This window comes from Nonomuraea fuscirosea (assembly GCF_003001935.1).
GTDB classification, from domain to species: domain Bacteria; phylum Actinomycetota; class Actinomycetes; order Streptosporangiales; family Streptosporangiaceae; genus Nonomuraea; species Nonomuraea fuscirosea.
This window is the reverse complement of sequence record NZ_PVNG01000016.1, coordinates 120,004-135,450: the sequence shown is the minus strand read 5'-3', so window position 1 is coordinate 135,450 and position 15,447 is coordinate 120,004. Positions and strand designations below refer to the sequence as shown.

The 15,447-nt window shown below is 72.4% G+C and carries 12 protein-coding genes; 3 read left to right on the top strand and 9 right to left on the bottom strand.

Translation table 11 applies throughout. The annotated features are described in order from the left end of the window. Positions 1–3 precede the first annotated feature (3 nt). Positions 4–696 carry a winged helix-turn-helix transcriptional regulator gene (locus B0I32_RS33530; RefSeq protein WP_106246638.1) on the top strand — a complete coding sequence of 231 codons (693 nt, stop codon included), beginning with the start codon at positions 4–6 and terminating at the stop codon, positions 694–696. Here the strand turns inward: B0I32_RS33530 and B0I32_RS33525 are convergent. The 6 genes from B0I32_RS33525 to B0I32_RS33500 are packed head-to-tail and all read right to left on the bottom strand — an operon-like array spanning position 611 to position 10,156. Then, positions 611–1,480 (bottom strand): DUF4184 family protein, encoded by an 870-nt coding sequence (locus tag B0I32_RS33525; RefSeq protein ID WP_106246631.1) that lies wholly within the window; start codon positions 1,478–1,480, stop codon positions 611–613. The genes B0I32_RS33530 and B0I32_RS33525 overlap by 86 nt on opposite strands. 9 nt (positions 1,481–1,489) lie before the next feature. Then, complete coding sequence (locus B0I32_RS33520) at positions 1,490–5,521, bottom strand: glycoside hydrolase family 2 TIM barrel-domain containing protein (RefSeq protein ID WP_106246629.1); 4,032 nt, start codon at positions 5,519–5,521, stop codon at positions 1,490–1,492. Continuing rightward, positions 5,518–7,335 (bottom strand): glycoside hydrolase family 2 protein, encoded by a 1,818-nt coding sequence (locus B0I32_RS33515; RefSeq protein ID WP_106246627.1) that lies wholly within the window; start codon positions 7,333–7,335, stop codon positions 5,518–5,520. Before B0I32_RS33515 ends, B0I32_RS33520 begins: the two co-directional genes overlap by 4 nt. A gap of 48 nt (positions 7,336–7,383) precedes the next feature. Next, positions 7,384–8,229, bottom strand: a complete 846-nt coding sequence (locus B0I32_RS33510; RefSeq protein ID WP_219912129.1) for a carbohydrate ABC transporter permease — start codon at positions 8,227–8,229, stop codon at positions 7,384–7,386. Then, complete coding sequence (locus B0I32_RS33505) at positions 8,226–9,155, bottom strand: carbohydrate ABC transporter permease (protein WP_106246625.1); 930 nt, start codon at positions 9,153–9,155, stop codon at positions 8,226–8,228. The genes B0I32_RS33510 and B0I32_RS33505 overlap by 4 nt, the downstream gene beginning before the upstream one ends. After that, a complete protein-coding gene (locus B0I32_RS33500) occupies positions 9,152–10,156 on the bottom strand; it encodes a LacI family DNA-binding transcriptional regulator (RefSeq protein WP_245956188.1) in 1,005 nt (334 codons plus the stop codon). Before B0I32_RS33500 ends, B0I32_RS33505 begins: the two co-directional genes overlap by 4 nt. A 143-nt stretch (positions 10,157–10,299) precedes the next feature. Between B0I32_RS33500 and B0I32_RS33495 the strand changes: the two genes are divergently transcribed. Together B0I32_RS33495 and B0I32_RS33490 are read left to right on the top strand one after the other, a co-directional pair. Further along, positions 10,300–11,754, top strand: coding sequence for an extracellular solute-binding protein (locus B0I32_RS33495; protein WP_106246622.1), 1,455 nt, complete (start codon positions 10,300–10,302; stop codon positions 11,752–11,754). Between the two features lie 15 nt (positions 11,755–11,769). Continuing rightward, positions 11,770–13,260 carry a sulfatase-like hydrolase/transferase gene (locus B0I32_RS33490; protein WP_219912128.1) on the top strand — a complete coding sequence of 497 codons (1,491 nt, stop codon included), beginning with the start codon at positions 11,770–11,772 and terminating at the stop codon, positions 13,258–13,260. 22 nt (positions 13,261–13,282) lie between these two features. Here B0I32_RS33490 and B0I32_RS33485 read toward each other — a convergent pair whose 3' ends face one another. From B0I32_RS33485 to B0I32_RS33475, 3 genes are all read right to left on the bottom strand, one after another. Then, the gene (locus tag B0I32_RS33485) at positions 13,283–13,573 is read right to left on the bottom strand and encodes a hypothetical protein (protein WP_106246620.1); all 291 of its coding nucleotides are present in this window, start codon (positions 13,571–13,573) and stop codon (positions 13,283–13,285) included. Positions 13,574–13,757: 184 nt separating this feature from the next. Next, a complete protein-coding gene (locus B0I32_RS33480; RefSeq protein WP_106246619.1) occupies positions 13,758–14,267 on the bottom strand; it encodes a cupin domain-containing protein in 510 nt (169 codons plus the stop codon). A gap of 242 nt (positions 14,268–14,509) precedes the next feature. Next, on the bottom strand, positions 14,510–15,427 hold the full coding sequence (locus tag B0I32_RS33475; RefSeq protein ID WP_106246617.1) for an NADP-dependent oxidoreductase: 918 nt from the start codon (positions 15,425–15,427) through the stop codon (positions 14,510–14,512). Positions 15,428–15,447 lie beyond the last annotated feature (20 nt).

Below are 15,447 nucleotides of genomic sequence, written 5' to 3'. Positions count from 1 at the left end.
CGCATGCGGGGATACGGCCAGTACTGCCCCATCGCGCTGGGCGCCGAGGTGTTCGCCGAGCGGTGGACGCCGATCATCTTGCGGAACGTGTTCGTCGGATGCCACCGCTTCGGCGAGATCCTTGAAGGGGCGCCGGGGCTGTCGCGCAGCGTGCTGGTGCAGCGGCTGCGGCGGCTGGAGCGCGACGGCGTGGTCCAGCGTGAGCGGCGCGGCCGGGCGGTCGAGTACCACCTGACCGACTGCGGGATGGAGCTGATCGAGGTGTGCACGGCGCTCGGAGTGTGGGGCGCGCGGTGGCGGGAGGTCCCGCCGGAGTATCTGGACCCGTACCTGGCCCTGTGGATGTTGTCGCGGCTGATCGATCCGGCGACGCTGCCGCGGCGGCGGATCGTGGTCCGGTTCGACCTCACCGACGGGTCCCGGCCGGACCGTTACTGGCTGCTGCTGACCAGGAGCGGGAACGAGGTGTGCGCCCAGCCTCCCGGGTTCGACGACGACGGCATCGTCACCGTGGACACCGCCTGGCTGGTGCGCTGGTACTCGGGGACCGTCAGCCTGGCGGCGGCGCAGCGGGCCGGGGGCATCACGGTGGCCGCGCCGCCGTGGCTGGTCAGGGAGCTGGCCGGTTGGGGCCGGCTGAGCCCGTTCGCCGACGTCCTTCCTGCTCGCCGCGCCACCGCGACGGCCGGCGGCTGAACGCCGTCCAGGCGTGCCAGGCGAGCACGTAGCAGGCGAGGGCCGCCGCGGCCCCGTCGGCGCCGCCCAGGATCGTGCTGCGGACGAGGTCGTAGTCGCTGACCGCGGCACGGTCCGAGGCCAGCCCCACGGCGGCGCCGGCGGCCGTGGCCAGCGTGGCCGCCGCCAGCACCAAGCCGCGCACCCGCCCCGCGAGGCCCGGCGACACGGCGCCGCGCCCCGCGAAATCCGGCGGCACCTCGCCGTGGCTGTGGCCCGCCAGGTCCGGCGGCGGCACGGGGCGGGCAGGCGTCCGCCGGTACCACCGTACGAGCCAGCCGGCCAGGATCAGCAGGCCGCCCGCGGAGCTGACGTACATCAGCACGTTGAACACCCGGTGCGCGCCCGCGACCGGCTGCCGCAGCGCCTCCCAGTGCATCACCGCCGGGCCGCCGACCTGCGTGAAGGCGTCCCAGAGCAGATGCGTGGCCATCCCGGCGAGCAACCCGGCCACCACCGCCACCGGCGCCGGCCGGACGGCCTCCGGCAGCCGGGCGCGCAGCCCCGCCGGAGCCAGCCCGGTCAGCGGCGCCCGCAGCACCTGGTGGAACAGCACCAGCAGCAGCACGCCCGCGGGCAGGCCCAGCAGCGGCGCCCCCCACCAGGCGTGCGTGCTCGCCGAGGAGAACGGCAGCGGCAGGTAGTACGGCACGTCGGGCACCACGGCCCCGACGGCCAGCGCGGACGGCGGTAACCACCGCCGCGCCGGCAGGATCGCGACGACATGGCTCAGGGTGAAGGGCACCCGCCATTATCAGCCGGGGTCGTGGCGGCCCTCCAATCGGGTGATCGCCTGGGTTCCGGCATTGCCGCGCAGGCCGGCGGCGTAGTGCCAGCCGTCCAGCGCGCCCGGCTCGGTGAAGTCGATCCGGTCCTGGGTCGTGCTCGACATGATCCGGGCCCAGCCCAGTCCGCGGTCGACCCAGATGCCGATCGCGTTGCCGTCCAGGACGAACGCCCACCGATCACCGGGTTCGAGCGGCGCGGAGGAGCAGCAGGCGTTGGTGAGCCTGCCGTCGATCCTGATGTCGATGCCGTGCTGACCCTTGATCCCGGTCCAGGCCAGGACGTAGTTGCGCTCGTCCTTGATCAGCCCGTTGAACAGGGCGTCCTGCCCCTTCCCCGTGCCGGCCCACTGGCCGTGATCGACGATCACCGCCGCGCGGGGGCTCGGCGGCCCGGACTCGTGGGCGACGATGCCGTAGTAGGCGCCCGGCCCCTCCGCCCGCAGGCTCCCGCCGCCGAAGGTGAGCCGGGGCAGCGCCTCGGCCGCCGACGGCTGGAACACCTGGTACGCGGCGCTGGAGTCGGTGTCGAAGGTGTCGTCCACCCCGGCCTCGGCGTAGGCGTCGGGGGCGAAGGTCACCGTGGACGTGCTGATCACCTGGACGGCGTGGCCGCTCCAGCTCGCCGTGGCGGTGAAGTCCGCGGTCTGGCCGGTGCGCACGCCCGACCCGGCCCGTACGGCGAACGCGACGTGCCGGGCCTCCCCTGGCTTCAGCGACCCGATCACGTCCGGCTCGGCCGCGGTCGCGGTCCAGCCCCCGGGCGCCGCCAGTGCCACCTTGACCTTCCTCGCCGTTCTGGCGGTGTCGTTGACGACCGAGACGATCACCGTGCCGGCGCCGGTCTCGGGAGAGATCGCGGCCGACGCCTGGTACACCGACAGCCGGGAGTCGACGGCGCGGAACCGTGGCCGCTCGTCGGGCACGGTGATCCGCCCGCCGGCCAGCGTGGGCGGTGTGCCGTGCCGGCCCGAGCGGACGCCGAAGATCGACAGGCCGCCCCCGTCGGAGGCGAACCGCAAGGTGACGGTACGGGCGTCGCCGAGCCGCCGCGCCGGGATCGGGACGGCCACGCGGTACCCGTAGCGGTTGCCGAAGTCGCCCGTGAGCGAGCCGCGTGATCGGCCGGCCAGCGCCGTCGGGCCGTGGGGATCGTCGGGCAGCTCGATCGCCGGCAGCGGGCTGCCGTCGACGGACACGGTGAGGCGGGTGGGGTTGCGGCGGGCGGTGGTCACGTTGTTGGGGTCGTACCAGCCGCGGGACTGGGCGGAGGCGACCTCCGCGATCAGGGTCGCCCCCGATCGGGCGGCGGTCTTGGGCACCTCGACCTCGTACTCGAAGTAGCCGCGGCCGTGGCCGGTGACCCAGTCCGCGCCGCCGGTGGTCTGGGCCTGCGCCCCGCCGGTCCACTCCTGGGCGCTCACGGCGCCGGGAGAGAAGCCGCCGCCGGGGGCCGGGGTGTCGAAGGTGAGGGTGTTCTCGGCGGCCGTCCGGCCATCGGCGTCGAGCCAGATCCACACGTACCCGGTCAGCAGTTCGCCGGGCACGGTGGCCGTCACGACGCCGGCGTCGGTGACGGTGTAGCGGGCGGGGGCGACCGGCCGGGAACCGCCGCCGGCGGCGGCGATCCAGCGGCCCTGGGCGTCGTATCCGCCGATCTTCCACCGGAGTGTTGCCCGGGACAGGTCGGTGTCGCTGAAGTGGCTGATCTTGACCGGGACCTCGATCTCACCGCCGCGGTCGACGGTCCGTGCCGACCTGCCCATCAGCGAGATCGCGTCGTCGCCCTGGAACATCTCGATGCCCCGGCGCCGGCCGCGATGGTCGACGAACTCCGGCTCGTTCGGCTGCCGGTCGAAGGTGACCGGGCTCTGCACCTCCTGCTCGGTCTCGGCCAGCTGGACGCCGACGTAGCCGTTGAGCTTGGGATAGGCGCGGAAGAGGCTCGCCGTGTGCGGGAACTGACCGGACTTGACGGCGAACTCGGAGTTGAGCCACGGCTGCCCGCTCTGGGCGCCGTCGTCGAAGTTCCAGCTGGAGCCGGGCCGGACCTGGGCGGCGAACCCGTCGAGCAGCTTCTTCCACTCGTCGTAGGTGGACAGGTAGTAGTGGAAGTCGTTCAGGTCGGTGTCGAGGTGGCCGTTCTGGCAGCAGGCGGAGTTGTCGACGATCAGCCGTGACGGGTCGAGGTCGCGCGCGACCTGGACCATCCTGCGCACGTACGGGAACGCCCGCGGCGGGATCGGCTGCTGCCACGGCTCCTCGTTGATGCCCCACGACTCGTTGAACATCGTCCAGATCACGATCGACGGGTGGTTGTGGTCACGCGCGAACGTGTTGCGCAGCAGCCCCTCGAACAGCCGCTCAGCCTCCGGGCCCAGGGAGTGCCAGCCCGCGTTGGGCAGGTCGTACCAGATCATCAGCCCGAGCCGGTCCGCCCAGTGGTAGTAGGCGGGCTCGTTGACCTTGAGGTGGTTCCTGATCACGTTGAAGCCGAGCCTCTTGGCGTTCTTCAGGTCGAGCAGGATGGAGCCGCGGCCCGGGTCGGCCTCGGTCCCGGTACGCAGGTCGGGTCCGGCGGTGACTCCGGTGTAGGTGTAGAGGCCCCACGGGTTGTAGCCCTGGTCGAGGACGCCCCGCAGGTAGATCGGCCGGTTGTTGAGGTGGACGTACTGGTATTCGCCGGTGTGTCCGGGCGCCCACGCGCGTTCGATCTTGCGCAGCCCGAACGTGGCGCGGACTCCCTCGCCGGCGCCCAGCCGGATGTCGGCGGTGTAGAGGGCCGGATCGTCCGGCTCCCACAGGCGTGGACGCTCGATCGGGATCGTGGCCGTGCCCTCGCCGTCGCTGAGCCGCACCTCGGCGGTGCCGACGACCTTGCCGCGCGGGTCCTTCACGGTGACGCCGACTGTGCCCGCGCCTGTGCCCGCGCCTGTGCCGGCGACGTCGATCCGCGCGCTCGCCGCAGACGGGGTGCGCGCGTCCCCTTCGAACGTCAGCTCGGGTGTCACCCGGGTCCGCGTGAGCCGCGCGCCGGCGTAGGGCTCGATCCACACCGACTGCCAGATGCCGCCGACGTCGCTGAACCAGCCGGTGTCCGCCCCGTTGGGCTCCCCCGTCTGCTTGCCCATCGGGTACGGGGAGTCCGCCGTCGTCGGCGGCGCCACCACCCGGATCGTCACCGTGTGCGACGAGCCCGGCGCGAGAGCGCCGAGCCCGGCGCTGATCTCGGTGTAGCCGTCGCCGGAGTACGGCAGCACGGGCTCGCCGTCCAGCCAGACCGCCGCGCCCCAGTCCGCCGCGCCGATGCGCAGCCGCACCTCCGAGCCGGAGAAGTTCTTCGGAACGGTGAAGGTGCGCCGGTACCAGACCGTGCCGCGATAGCGGGAGAAGGCGCTGCGGAAGATCTCCTTGGTCGCCAGCTCCTCCTCGCCCCACGCGGCGAGCGACTGGTAGCCGAACGGCACCCGGACGGCCTTGCCGAACGCGTGGCGGGGATCGAACCACCGCTCCCGCTCCCCCACGTCGCCGGGATCGAAGTCGAACGACCAGGTGCCGTTCAGCGACAGCCAGTCGCCGCCGGTGAACGGCCGCCGGTCGGCGTCGGGGCGCGGGTACTCCGAGCGGGCCGGATCGGTGTCACGGGCCAGCTTCAGGGTGACCGCCCGGCCGGCGGGAGCGGACGCGAAGGCGTACCCCTCCTTGGCGGCGATCACCAGGGCGGCGCTCCCGGGCACGTCGGTCAGGACGAAGGCGCCGTCCCGCCCGGTCGTGGCGAAGGCGGTGGTCCGCGAGGCGTGCACGCTCGCCCCTTCGACCGACGCGCCGGTGCGGGCGTCCACCACCCGGCCGCTGACCTCGGTCGTCGCCTCTGGGACGGCGGGGGCGGTCGCCGGTCGCGGGGCGGCGGCGACCGCGGGCGTGGTCGCCGCCAGCAGCGTCCCGGCGCTGATCAACGCGACGGCGAGCGCCAGGCGCCGCCGTAAGGGCGTACGGCTCACCGCTCGTCCTGCTCGATCGCGGCCGGGCGCAGCTGGGCCGCGCGGATGCGGGAGACGTCCAGCTTGCTCGACCGGTCGAACCGGTAGACGCCGTTCTGCTCCTGGAAGACGTCGGTCAGCTGCGTGTAGCAGTAGCCGAACATCCCCGGGTCGTCCAGCAGGACCGCGACCAGCCCGGCGAAGCGCTCCTGGAGCTCCTCCTCGCTGGTGGGGCGTTCGCCGTATCCCCAGGAGCTCTCGTCGGGGCGCGCCTCCGGGTTCCACCAGATGCCGCCGAACTCGCTGCAGAAGTACGGCTGCCCCGCGTACGGCACCGACCAGGCGGTCCCGTCGGGGTCGGCGTTGACGTACGGGGTGCCGTCCGCCAGGCCCTTCATCAGCTTGCCGAACCGCTCGGGATCCTGCTCGTAGCAGTGGGAGTCGTAGACGTCGGCGCCGGGCACCCGGTGCGCGTAGCCGGAGGCGTCGACCACGGGACGGGTCTGGTCGGCCGCCTTCGTGGCCAGGTACATGCCCCAGGTGACGTCGTCGAGCACGGTGATCCGGTCGTGCATCCGCTGCCAGGTCTCGTTGAGCGGGCACCAGCCGACGATGGACGGGTGGGAGTAGTCGCGCTCGACCGCCTCCACCCACTGGGTGACGAACGACGCGGTCGGCTGCTGGTTGTCGCCCGCGGGGCCCTGCATGTTGGCGCCCCAGTCGCCGAACTCGCCCCAGACCAGGAAGCCGGCCCGGTCGGCGTGGTACAGGTACCGCTCCTCGAACACCTTCTGGTGCAGCCTGGCGCCGTTGAAGCCGGCGGCCACGGCGAGGTCGATGTCGTGGCGCAGGGCCTCGTCCGTGGGCGCGGTCATCAGGCCGTCGGGGTAGAAGCCCTGGTCGAGCACGAGCCGCTGGAAGCGCACCTGGCCGTTGAGCAGCACCGCCTTCCCGTCGATGCTGACCGAGCGCAGCCCGGCGTAGCTGTCCGCGGTGTCGGCGACGGCGCCGTCACCGTCGAGCAGGTCGACGCGCAGGTCGTACAGGTGGGGGTCCTCGGGGGACCACAGGCGGACCCGATCGGCCGGCAGCGGCAGCCAAAGCTCGGGGGCGAGGTCGACGTCGGCGCGCGCCCGCGCGGTCGCGACCTCGCCGTTCTGGTCCGACACCGTCACCCGCACCTGGTGTCCCGCGCGGCCGGCCGGCGCCGCGACCGTCACCGGCACGGTGATCCGGAACGCGGACGCGGCGACGCTGGGCGTGATCCGCGGCCGGCCGAGGCGCACGGCGGGCACCGGCTCGCACCACACGGTCTGCCAGATGCCGGTGGTGCGGCCGTAGTGCGCGCCGCGGCCCTCGTAGCTGGTGGCCTGCTTGCCCCGCGCCTGGGGACCGCCGCGCGGGTCGCGGGCGCGGACGACCACGGTGTACGTGTGCGCCGGGTCGGCCGCGGCGGCCAGGTCGCAGGAGAACGGGGTGAAGCCGCCCCGGTGCCGGCCGGCCTCGACGCCGTCCACCCACACCGTGGCGTCGTGGTCCACCGCCTGGAAGTGCAGCAGGACCCGCTGCCCCGCCCAGTCCTGCGGCACCCGGACGGTGCGGCGGTACCACACGGCGGCGTGGAAGTCCGGGTCGCCGACGCCGGACAGCTCGGACTCCGGGCAGAACGGCACGACGATCTCGCCGGTCAGGTCCCGGTCGAGCAGCCCCCGTTCCAGGCCCGAGTCACCGGGGTCCCGCTCGAACTGCCAGGTCCCGTTGAGGCACTGCCAGGCGGCGCGGACGAACTGGGGGCGCGGGTACTCGGGGCGGGGGACGGCGGGATGCACGGACATGGTGCTCACTTTCTGGATGGGGACGGGGAGATGGGAACGGGGAGCGGGTCAGGACTTGACGGCGCCGGCGATGCCTTCGATGAAGTAGCGCTGCAGCACGATGAACAGGGCGACGACGGGCAGCAGCGAGATCGTCGCCGCCGCGGCCATGCCCGACCAGTCGGTGGCGTTCTCGCCGATGAACGCGAGCATGCCGACGCTGACGGTGCGCAGGTCGGGCCGCGAGAACGTGAACACCAGCGGCAGGAAGAACGCGTTCCAGGTGGACAGGAAGGTCAGCACGGTGACCGTGGCCGTCACCGGCTTGGCCAGCGGCAGCATGACGCGGAAGAAGACGGTGGCGAACCCGGCGCCGTCGATGAGCGCCGCCTCGGTCAACTCCTTGGGGATGCCGCGGAAGTAGCCGAAGTAGAGCAGGATCGCCGCCACGTTCGCCGCGCCCGACATCGCCACGATCATGCCGGTCAGCGAGTTGAGCAGGCCGAGCTTCTGGGACAGGTCGACCAGCGGGATGATGGTGTACCCGGCGGGGACGAACAGCGTGGCCACCAGGACGCCCATGATGATCCGGCGCCCGCGGAAGTCGTGGCGGGCCAGGACGTAGCCGGTCATGGCACACCGGACCACCACCACGACGACCGTGCACACCGTGACGATCACGGTGTTGAGCAGGTACTTCCCGAACTCCGCCTCGACCCAGGCGCGCTCGTAGTTGCTCCACGCGGGGTCGCCGGGCAGCAGGTCGAGCCCCTTCGTGAACACCTCGGCCGACGTCTTCAGCGACGCGGAGACCATCCACAGGAAGGGGTAGATCCAGATCAGGCAGCCGATGGCGAGCACGGCGGCGGCGATCCACCAGGGCAGCCGGCGCAGCGCCCGGCGCCGGCGGCTCACGCCATCCCCCTGGTCCTGCGGGTGGCGCGCATCGCGAGCAGTTGCAGCATCCCGACGAGGCAGACGAACAGGCCGAAGAGCACGGCCGCCGCGGACGCGTAGCCGAGCCGGGGGACCGTCGCGGCGAAGGCCCACCGGTAGATGTACACCTCGATCACCTCGGTCGAGTAGAACGGGCCGCCGTTGGTCATGGTCAGGACGAGGTCGAAGACCTGCAGCGACGCCTCGATCGAGAGCAGGGTGATGATGACCAGGAAGGGCTTGAGCAGGGGCATGGTGATGTACCGGAGCGTGCCCAGCGCGCCGGCCCCGTCGAGGCGGGCCGCCTCGTACACCTCGTGGGGAACGGTCTGCAGCGCGGCCAGCCAGTAGACCAGCGTGATGCCGAACCACTTCCATACGTACACGCCGATCGTCGTGCCCAGGGCCGTCGTGGACTGGCCGAGGAAGTCGACCCCGTCCGGCGCCAGGCCGGCCCCGCCCAGCGCGAGGTTCACCGGGCCGCTGGCCGGGTCGAACACGAACTGCATGACCACGCCGACGATCGCCGTCGTGGTGACCACCGGCAGGAACAGGGCGGTCCTGAACAGCTTGCGCAGCGGCATGCGCGGCGAGTTGAGCACGATCGCGATCAGCAGGGTGGCCAGCACCTGGGCCGGCACCGCGAACAGCATGAACGCCAGCGTCAGCCGGAACGAGCTCCAGAACATCGGGTCGGCCAGGACTTCGCGGTAGTTGGCCAGGCCGATGAACGACGGGCTGGCGTCGAACCCGTTCCAGTCGGTGAGCGAGTAGACGTAGCTGCCCACGATCGGGTAGATCGTGAACGCGCCGTACAGCAGCACGGTCGGGGTCAGGAAGAGCCAGATGTACAGGGTGGTGCGGTCGCGGCGGGGACGGGCCGCGGCGGGGGTCGCGGCCGTCATCCGCTCGTGCCCACGGTGCTCTCGTCCACCATCAGCCGCCAGGGCGCCTCCAGCTGGACGGGCGGGCTCTGGTCGCCTTCGACGCGCTCCAGCAGGCGGCTCACGGCCAGCTCGGCGATCTTCTCCTTGTCGGGCACGATGGTGGTCAGCGGCGGGGTGGCGAACCGGCCCTCCTCGATGCCGTCGAACCCGACGACGGCCACGTCCTCCGGGACGCGCAGCCCCCTGGCCAGCACCGCCCGCATCGCGCCGAGCGCGAGCAGGTCGTTGTAGCAGAACACCGCGTCCGGCGGCTGCGCCAGGTCGAGCAGCCGCTCCATGGCCTGCCGGCCGTCCTGGCGCTGGTAGCGCAGCACCGGCACGGTCAGCTCGGGCAGCACCGGCAGCCCCGCCTCCTCCAGCGCCTGGCGGTAGCCGGCCGACCGGTGCGCCGCGGTGTTGCCCGTCGGCCGGTCCACCAGGCCGATGGCGGCGATCCTGGTCCGGCCCAGCGCGGCCAGGTGCGCGGTCGCGCTCCTGGCGGCGTCGGTGTCGTCGATCGCGACGTGGTCCACGCCGTCCACCCGCACCTCGCCCAGCGTCACCGCCGGGCAGTTGCCCGCCCAGTCGCGCAGCTCGTCCGCGCTCAGGCCGAGCGGGCTGAAGATGAACCCGTCGAAGAGGGCCGAGCGGTCGCGCCGCATGACGATCTGCCGCTCGCGTTCCGCCACCCCCTCCGTGCGGTCGATCAGCACCGTGTAGCCGCGCTCCTCCGCCACGTCCACCACGTGGGCGGCCAGTTCGGTGAAGTACGGCACGTCCAGCGGCAGCACGAGGGCCAGCAGGTTGGACCGCCCCAGGTTGAGGCTGCGCGCCGCGACGTTGGGCCGGTAGCCCAGCTCGTCCAGGGCCCGCTGCACCTGGGCGCGGGTCTCCTCGGACACGTACGCGAAATTGTTGACGACGTTGGACACGGTGCGTACGGACACTCCCGCCAGCCGTGCCACGTCTCGTTGGGTCACCACACTCGTTCGCCCTCCCGGCGGCATTTTTTGATGAAGACAGTCTTGCCGCGTGGCATGCCGCGTGGCAAGAATGAATTTGCCACGCGGCAACATTACTCACAACCCCCTTCGGCGGGCCGTGTGGTGGAAGGCAGGACCGAATGACCGCGATGACTCGGCGAGGGTTCCTCGCCGCGGCGGGTGCTCTGACGGCCGCGGCCGCGACCAGCGCGTGCGGCGGCGGAGGCGGCGGCGGTGGCGCCGCAGGCAAGGGGCTGACCTGGTGGGATCACCAGAACCAGCTCCAGACGGCGAAGAAGGAGATCTTCGCCGCGTTCGCCCAGGGCCCCGGCGGCGTTCCCGTGCAGTACACCTACTACAACCCCGCGAAGATGGGCCAGGCGCTGCAACTGGCCAAGCAGAGCGGTCAGCTTCCCGACCTGCGTACCAACGCCGGCCTCACCCTGCCCGCCGCGGCGCTCGTCGCCGCCGGGTGGTCGCAGCCGCTGCAGCTCACCGCGGAGGCCGAGGCCAGGGTCGAGGACTCGCTCATCGAAGGCCTGCACACGTTCGACGGCAAGATCTACGCCTTCCCCATCTTCAGCCACCAGACCTACTCCGCGGTGACGTGGTTCAACAAGGAGCTGGTCGCACGGGCCGGGCTGGACCCGGAGGCGCCGCCGCGGACGTACGACGAATTCCGGGCCGCGGCCAGGAAGGCGCAGAGCGCGGGCGGCGGCCAGTCGTACGGCTGGGTGTGGAACATCGGCATGCCGAACCGCCTGGGCGAGCAGGTCAACGATCTGGCGCAGGCGGCCGGGTTCGCCGGCGCCGGCGGGGTCCGGTACCGCGACGGCGAGTACGCCTTCCACGCCGACGAGTACGTCGACGTGATCGAGTTCCTGGTCTCGCTGCGCCAGGACAAGGTGCTCGTGCCGGGCGCGAACTCCTGGCTGGACGACGTGGCGCGGGCCCGGTGGACCGCCGGGATCGCCGCCTACTACTTCGACGGCCCGTGGTGCCCCGGCGTGGCGCTGAAGGCGGCGCCCGAGTTCGGCGCGAAGCTCGGCGTGGGGCCCATCCTGACCCCCGGGCCGGGCGACGTGGCCACCTACCACGCACCGCAGGCGGGAGACTACTGGCTGTCGGCGACCAGTAAGAACGCCGCTGTGGCGAGCAAGCTGCTGAGCGACCACTTCACCACCGAGGAATACTCCCTCCAGGTCGCCGGGACCATGTCACAACCGCCGCGCGACATCTCCGTCGTCGACCGGTCGGCGGCGCATCCCGCGTACAAGAAGCTGATCACCTGGTTCAAGGAGAGCGTCTTCCTCGCCCCTGAGCCGATCGCCGGCAACGCGGACATCCAGCAGGTGCAGATCGCTTCGAAGCCGGTCACTCCCAACCTCGGGGACATCGTCCAGGGCGCGCTCACCGGCGACGTCACCGACGTCCGCGCGGCGCTGACCAAGCTGTCCAGCGACAGCGCGGCGCAGCGGGACACGGCCATCGCCGCGGCCAAGGCCAAGGGCGCTCAGGTCGGCCTGGACGACTTCGCCTTCCCCAACTGGAAACCGCGCTCGGACTACACCGAGCCGATGTACGCGGACCGCTAGCGGAGGCCCCGACCCGTGAACCGACCGAACATCGTGCTCATCATGACCGACCAGCAGCGGGCCGGCTGGACGGCCGCGAGCGGCTTCCCGCTGGACACCATGCCCTTCCTCGACGGGCTGATGGAGACCGGCGTGCGATTCCAGCGGGCCTACACCACGTCTCCGCTGTGCGTGCCCGCCCGGATCAGCCTGCTCACCGGGCGTTACCCGTCCGCGCACCGGGTCCGGCAGAACAGCGCCGCCCGGCACGTGCTGCGCGGCCCCGACCTGGTGGACGTGCTCCGCGACGCCGGGTACGCGCTGCATCTGGCGGGCAAGACGCACTTCCACCGCGAGGCCGCCGACTTCGACACGTTCGCCGCCCCGTACTGGCACGACCGCGGCCCGGACGGCGCGGCCACGCCCGATCAGGAACGCTTCGAGCGGTGGCTCGCGGGGCTCGACCACTCGGTCGCGCACGAGCCGACGCCGTTCCCGGTGGAGAGCCAGTTCCCGTACCGGATCGTCGACGGGGCGATCGGCGCCGTCGACCGCACGCCCGCCGACCGGCCGTTCTTCACCTGGCTGTCCTTTCCCGAGCCGCACAACCCGTACCAGGTGCCGGAGCCGTACTTCAGCATGTTCGGCCCGGAGGAGATGCCCGAGCGGCTGGCCGGACCCGAGGGCGCCGCGCGCAAAGGCGGCATGTACAGCTGGCTGCGCGAGCTGACGGAGGAGAAACGGCCCGGCTACGACGCCGAGTGGCGGCGCTACCGCGCCAACTACTGCGGCATGCTCAGGCTCATCGACGACCAGCTCCGCCGGTTCTTCGCGCACCTGCGCGCCACCGGGCGGGACGCGGACACGCTGGTGTTCTTCGTCGCCGACCACGGCGACTACACCGGCGACTACGGCCTCCAGCGCAAGGGCGCGGGCATGGCCGAGTGCCTGATGCGCATCCCGTTCGCGGTCACCGGGCCGGGCGTGCGGGCGGCGGCCGACGCGGAGTCCTTCGTCTCGCTCGCCGACCTGCTCCCGACGATCTGCGACGCCCTCGGCGCCGGCATCCCGGCCGGCGTCCAGGGGCGCAGCCTGTGGCCGCTGCTCACCGGGGAGCCGTATCCGGCAGACGAGTTCGCCAGTGCGTACGGCGAGCTCGGCTTCGGCGGGCTGTCCTACGACCCCGGCGAGCGCCCGCCGCTGCACTTCCCTTACCAGGGCCGCACCTTCGACGAGCTCAACACCGTCACCCAGTCGGGGACGACGGTGATGCTCCGGCGGGGGCGGTGGAAGCTGCTGTTGAACGAACGCGGCGCCGGCGAGCTCTACGACCTGGACGCCGACCCCGCCGAGCTGGACGACCGCTACGACGATCCCGCGCTCGCGGACGTGCGGGCCACCCTCACCGCCGAGCTGGCCGTGTGGATGATCCGCGTCCGCGACGATCTGCCTGAGGCGGCGTACACGCTCAAACAGGCCCCGCACAACTGGCGATCGGCCGGCTCCGGGCTCGATGCCGCACCCTGAGCCGGCGAGCATGATCGCCTCGCTACGGGCCCGCGTCCTCCGTGCGGGCGGCGGGCTCGCCCAGGGTCGCCTCCGCGGCGCGCTGGGCGATCTCGTCCGGTCTGGCGCGGATCAGGGTGTTGATGGAGCGCAGGTTGACGGGCCGGCCGGCGTCGCGCTCCGAGCCCATGATGCGCGCGACCGACGGGACGTTGCCGACGAAGGTGATCTCCAGCCGCCAGGCACGGCGGAGCAGCACTACTCCGGGGTCGGCGCTGAACTGCACGGTCCAGCCGTGCCGGCGCGCGCGGCGGGCGATGGCGTCAGGGTCCATCAGGGTTTCTTCCTCCTGTCAGGAGAGGATCGTGGTGGCGCTGACGGATGCGGTGGACGGAACCGGGCGGCGCTGCCCTCTCCAATGGGACGCGCCGAGGCCCGGTCCGGGATCCATCTCCTGCGCCGCGCGGACCATGACGCCGGCGCGACGATGGTTCCGGCTCCTCCGCCAGGCGGCCGGTTCAGTCGTCGACCTTGAGCTTCTCTCCTGTGTTGGAGATGTAGACGACCACCAGTTTCGCCGGTTCCGACTGGCTGGCGTTCTCCGTGAGCACGTGGTGCGCGCCCGGCGCCTCGACCCAGAACTCCCCTTGGCGGTACGTGCGCACGGGCTCGCCCCCGAGCTGGCTGCGCATCGTGCCTTCGACGACGTAGGCGTAGACGAAGGCGTTGCCGTGGCGGTGCGGGACCGAGCGTCCGCCGGGCGGGAAGGCCACGGTCTTCGACGTGAACGTCTTGCCCTTGACGCCGGGAAGCGGCTGTTCCAGCAGCGTTTTTACCGTTTCCTCAGGCGGCTGCGTACCCGTGGCGGTGGGCGTCCCCGTGGTGACGGGCGTCTCTGTGCCGGGGGGCGTCTCCGTCACCGGGGCTACGGCGACCGGCGCACGACCGGCGGCGGCCCGCTCCCCGGCCGCCCGCTCGGCGGTCGCGCGTTCCCCCGCGGGCCCGCAGGCGGCCGTCGCAGCCACCATGCCGGCGGCCAGAAGGGCACAAACTGGCCGTACTCGCATCATGACGGCTCCTCCCGTTCTGCTTCAGCCTCGTGACCGGCGGGCAGGACCGCGGCCACGGGCGCCTGGCCGCCGTCCGCGAGGACGCGGGCGGAGGCCGAGCGCCTGGTTCAGCTGTCCGGGCAGTCAGGAGGTTAACCAGGAGCCGGTTCAACTTTCGGCCAGGAGCCGCCGTGCTTTCGCCATGCCTCTTTCCTCTTTCGCTATGCCTCTTCCCTGACCTGGATGATCGTCTTGCCGGGGCCCGACCGGGTGAACGCGGCGGGCGCCTCGGCCAGTGGCCGTACGTCGCCGACGAGCAGCCGCAGCCGCCCGTCGCGGACCCGCAGCGCCAGGTCGGCGAGCCGGACGCGGTCGTGCTCGACGACGAAGAAGATCGCCCGCCCGTCGGCGGGCCGGACCGTGGGCGGCGCGGCGATGGTGACCAGCGTGCCGCCGGGGCGCACCAGCGCGGCCGAGCGGTTCAGAATGTCGCCGCCGATCACGTCGAGCACCAGGTCGACCTGGCCCGCGTCCTCCAGGGAGTCGGCCTGCAGATCCAGGAAGGCGTCCGCGCCGAGCCCCAGCACCGTGTCCTTGACGGCGGCCCGCCCCGTGCCGATGACCCGCGCCCCCGCCTCCCGGGCGAGCTGCACGGCGACCGAACCGACGCCGCCCGCCGCGCCGTGGATGAGCACGGTCTGCCCGCTCGTCAGGCGCCCGTGGTCGAACAGCCCCTCCCACGCGGTCAGCCCCGAGATCGGCAGCGCGGCGGCCACCGTGTGGTCGACCCCGGCCGGCAGCGGAGCTAGGTCGCGCGCCTCCACGGCCACGTACTCGGCGAGTGTGCCGTTACGGGCCGGGTCGGTGTAGCCGAACACCCGCTGGCCGACAGTAAGCAGGGTGGTCCCGTAGCCCACCTCGGCGACCACGCCCGACACCTCGTGCCCGACCACGCTGGGCGTGCGGTCCCGGCCGGCGCGGTCGACCCACGTCCCCGGCCAGTCGAGCTCCCCGGGGGTGAACGCGGCGGCGTGCACCCGTACGATCACGTCGTTCTCGGCGGCGTGCGGGTAGGGCTCCTCCGTCAGGGAGAGCCCGGCCACGCCCGCGGCGCGGTCTCGGATGGTGACGGCTCGCATGACAGGTCCTCGCCGGTGCT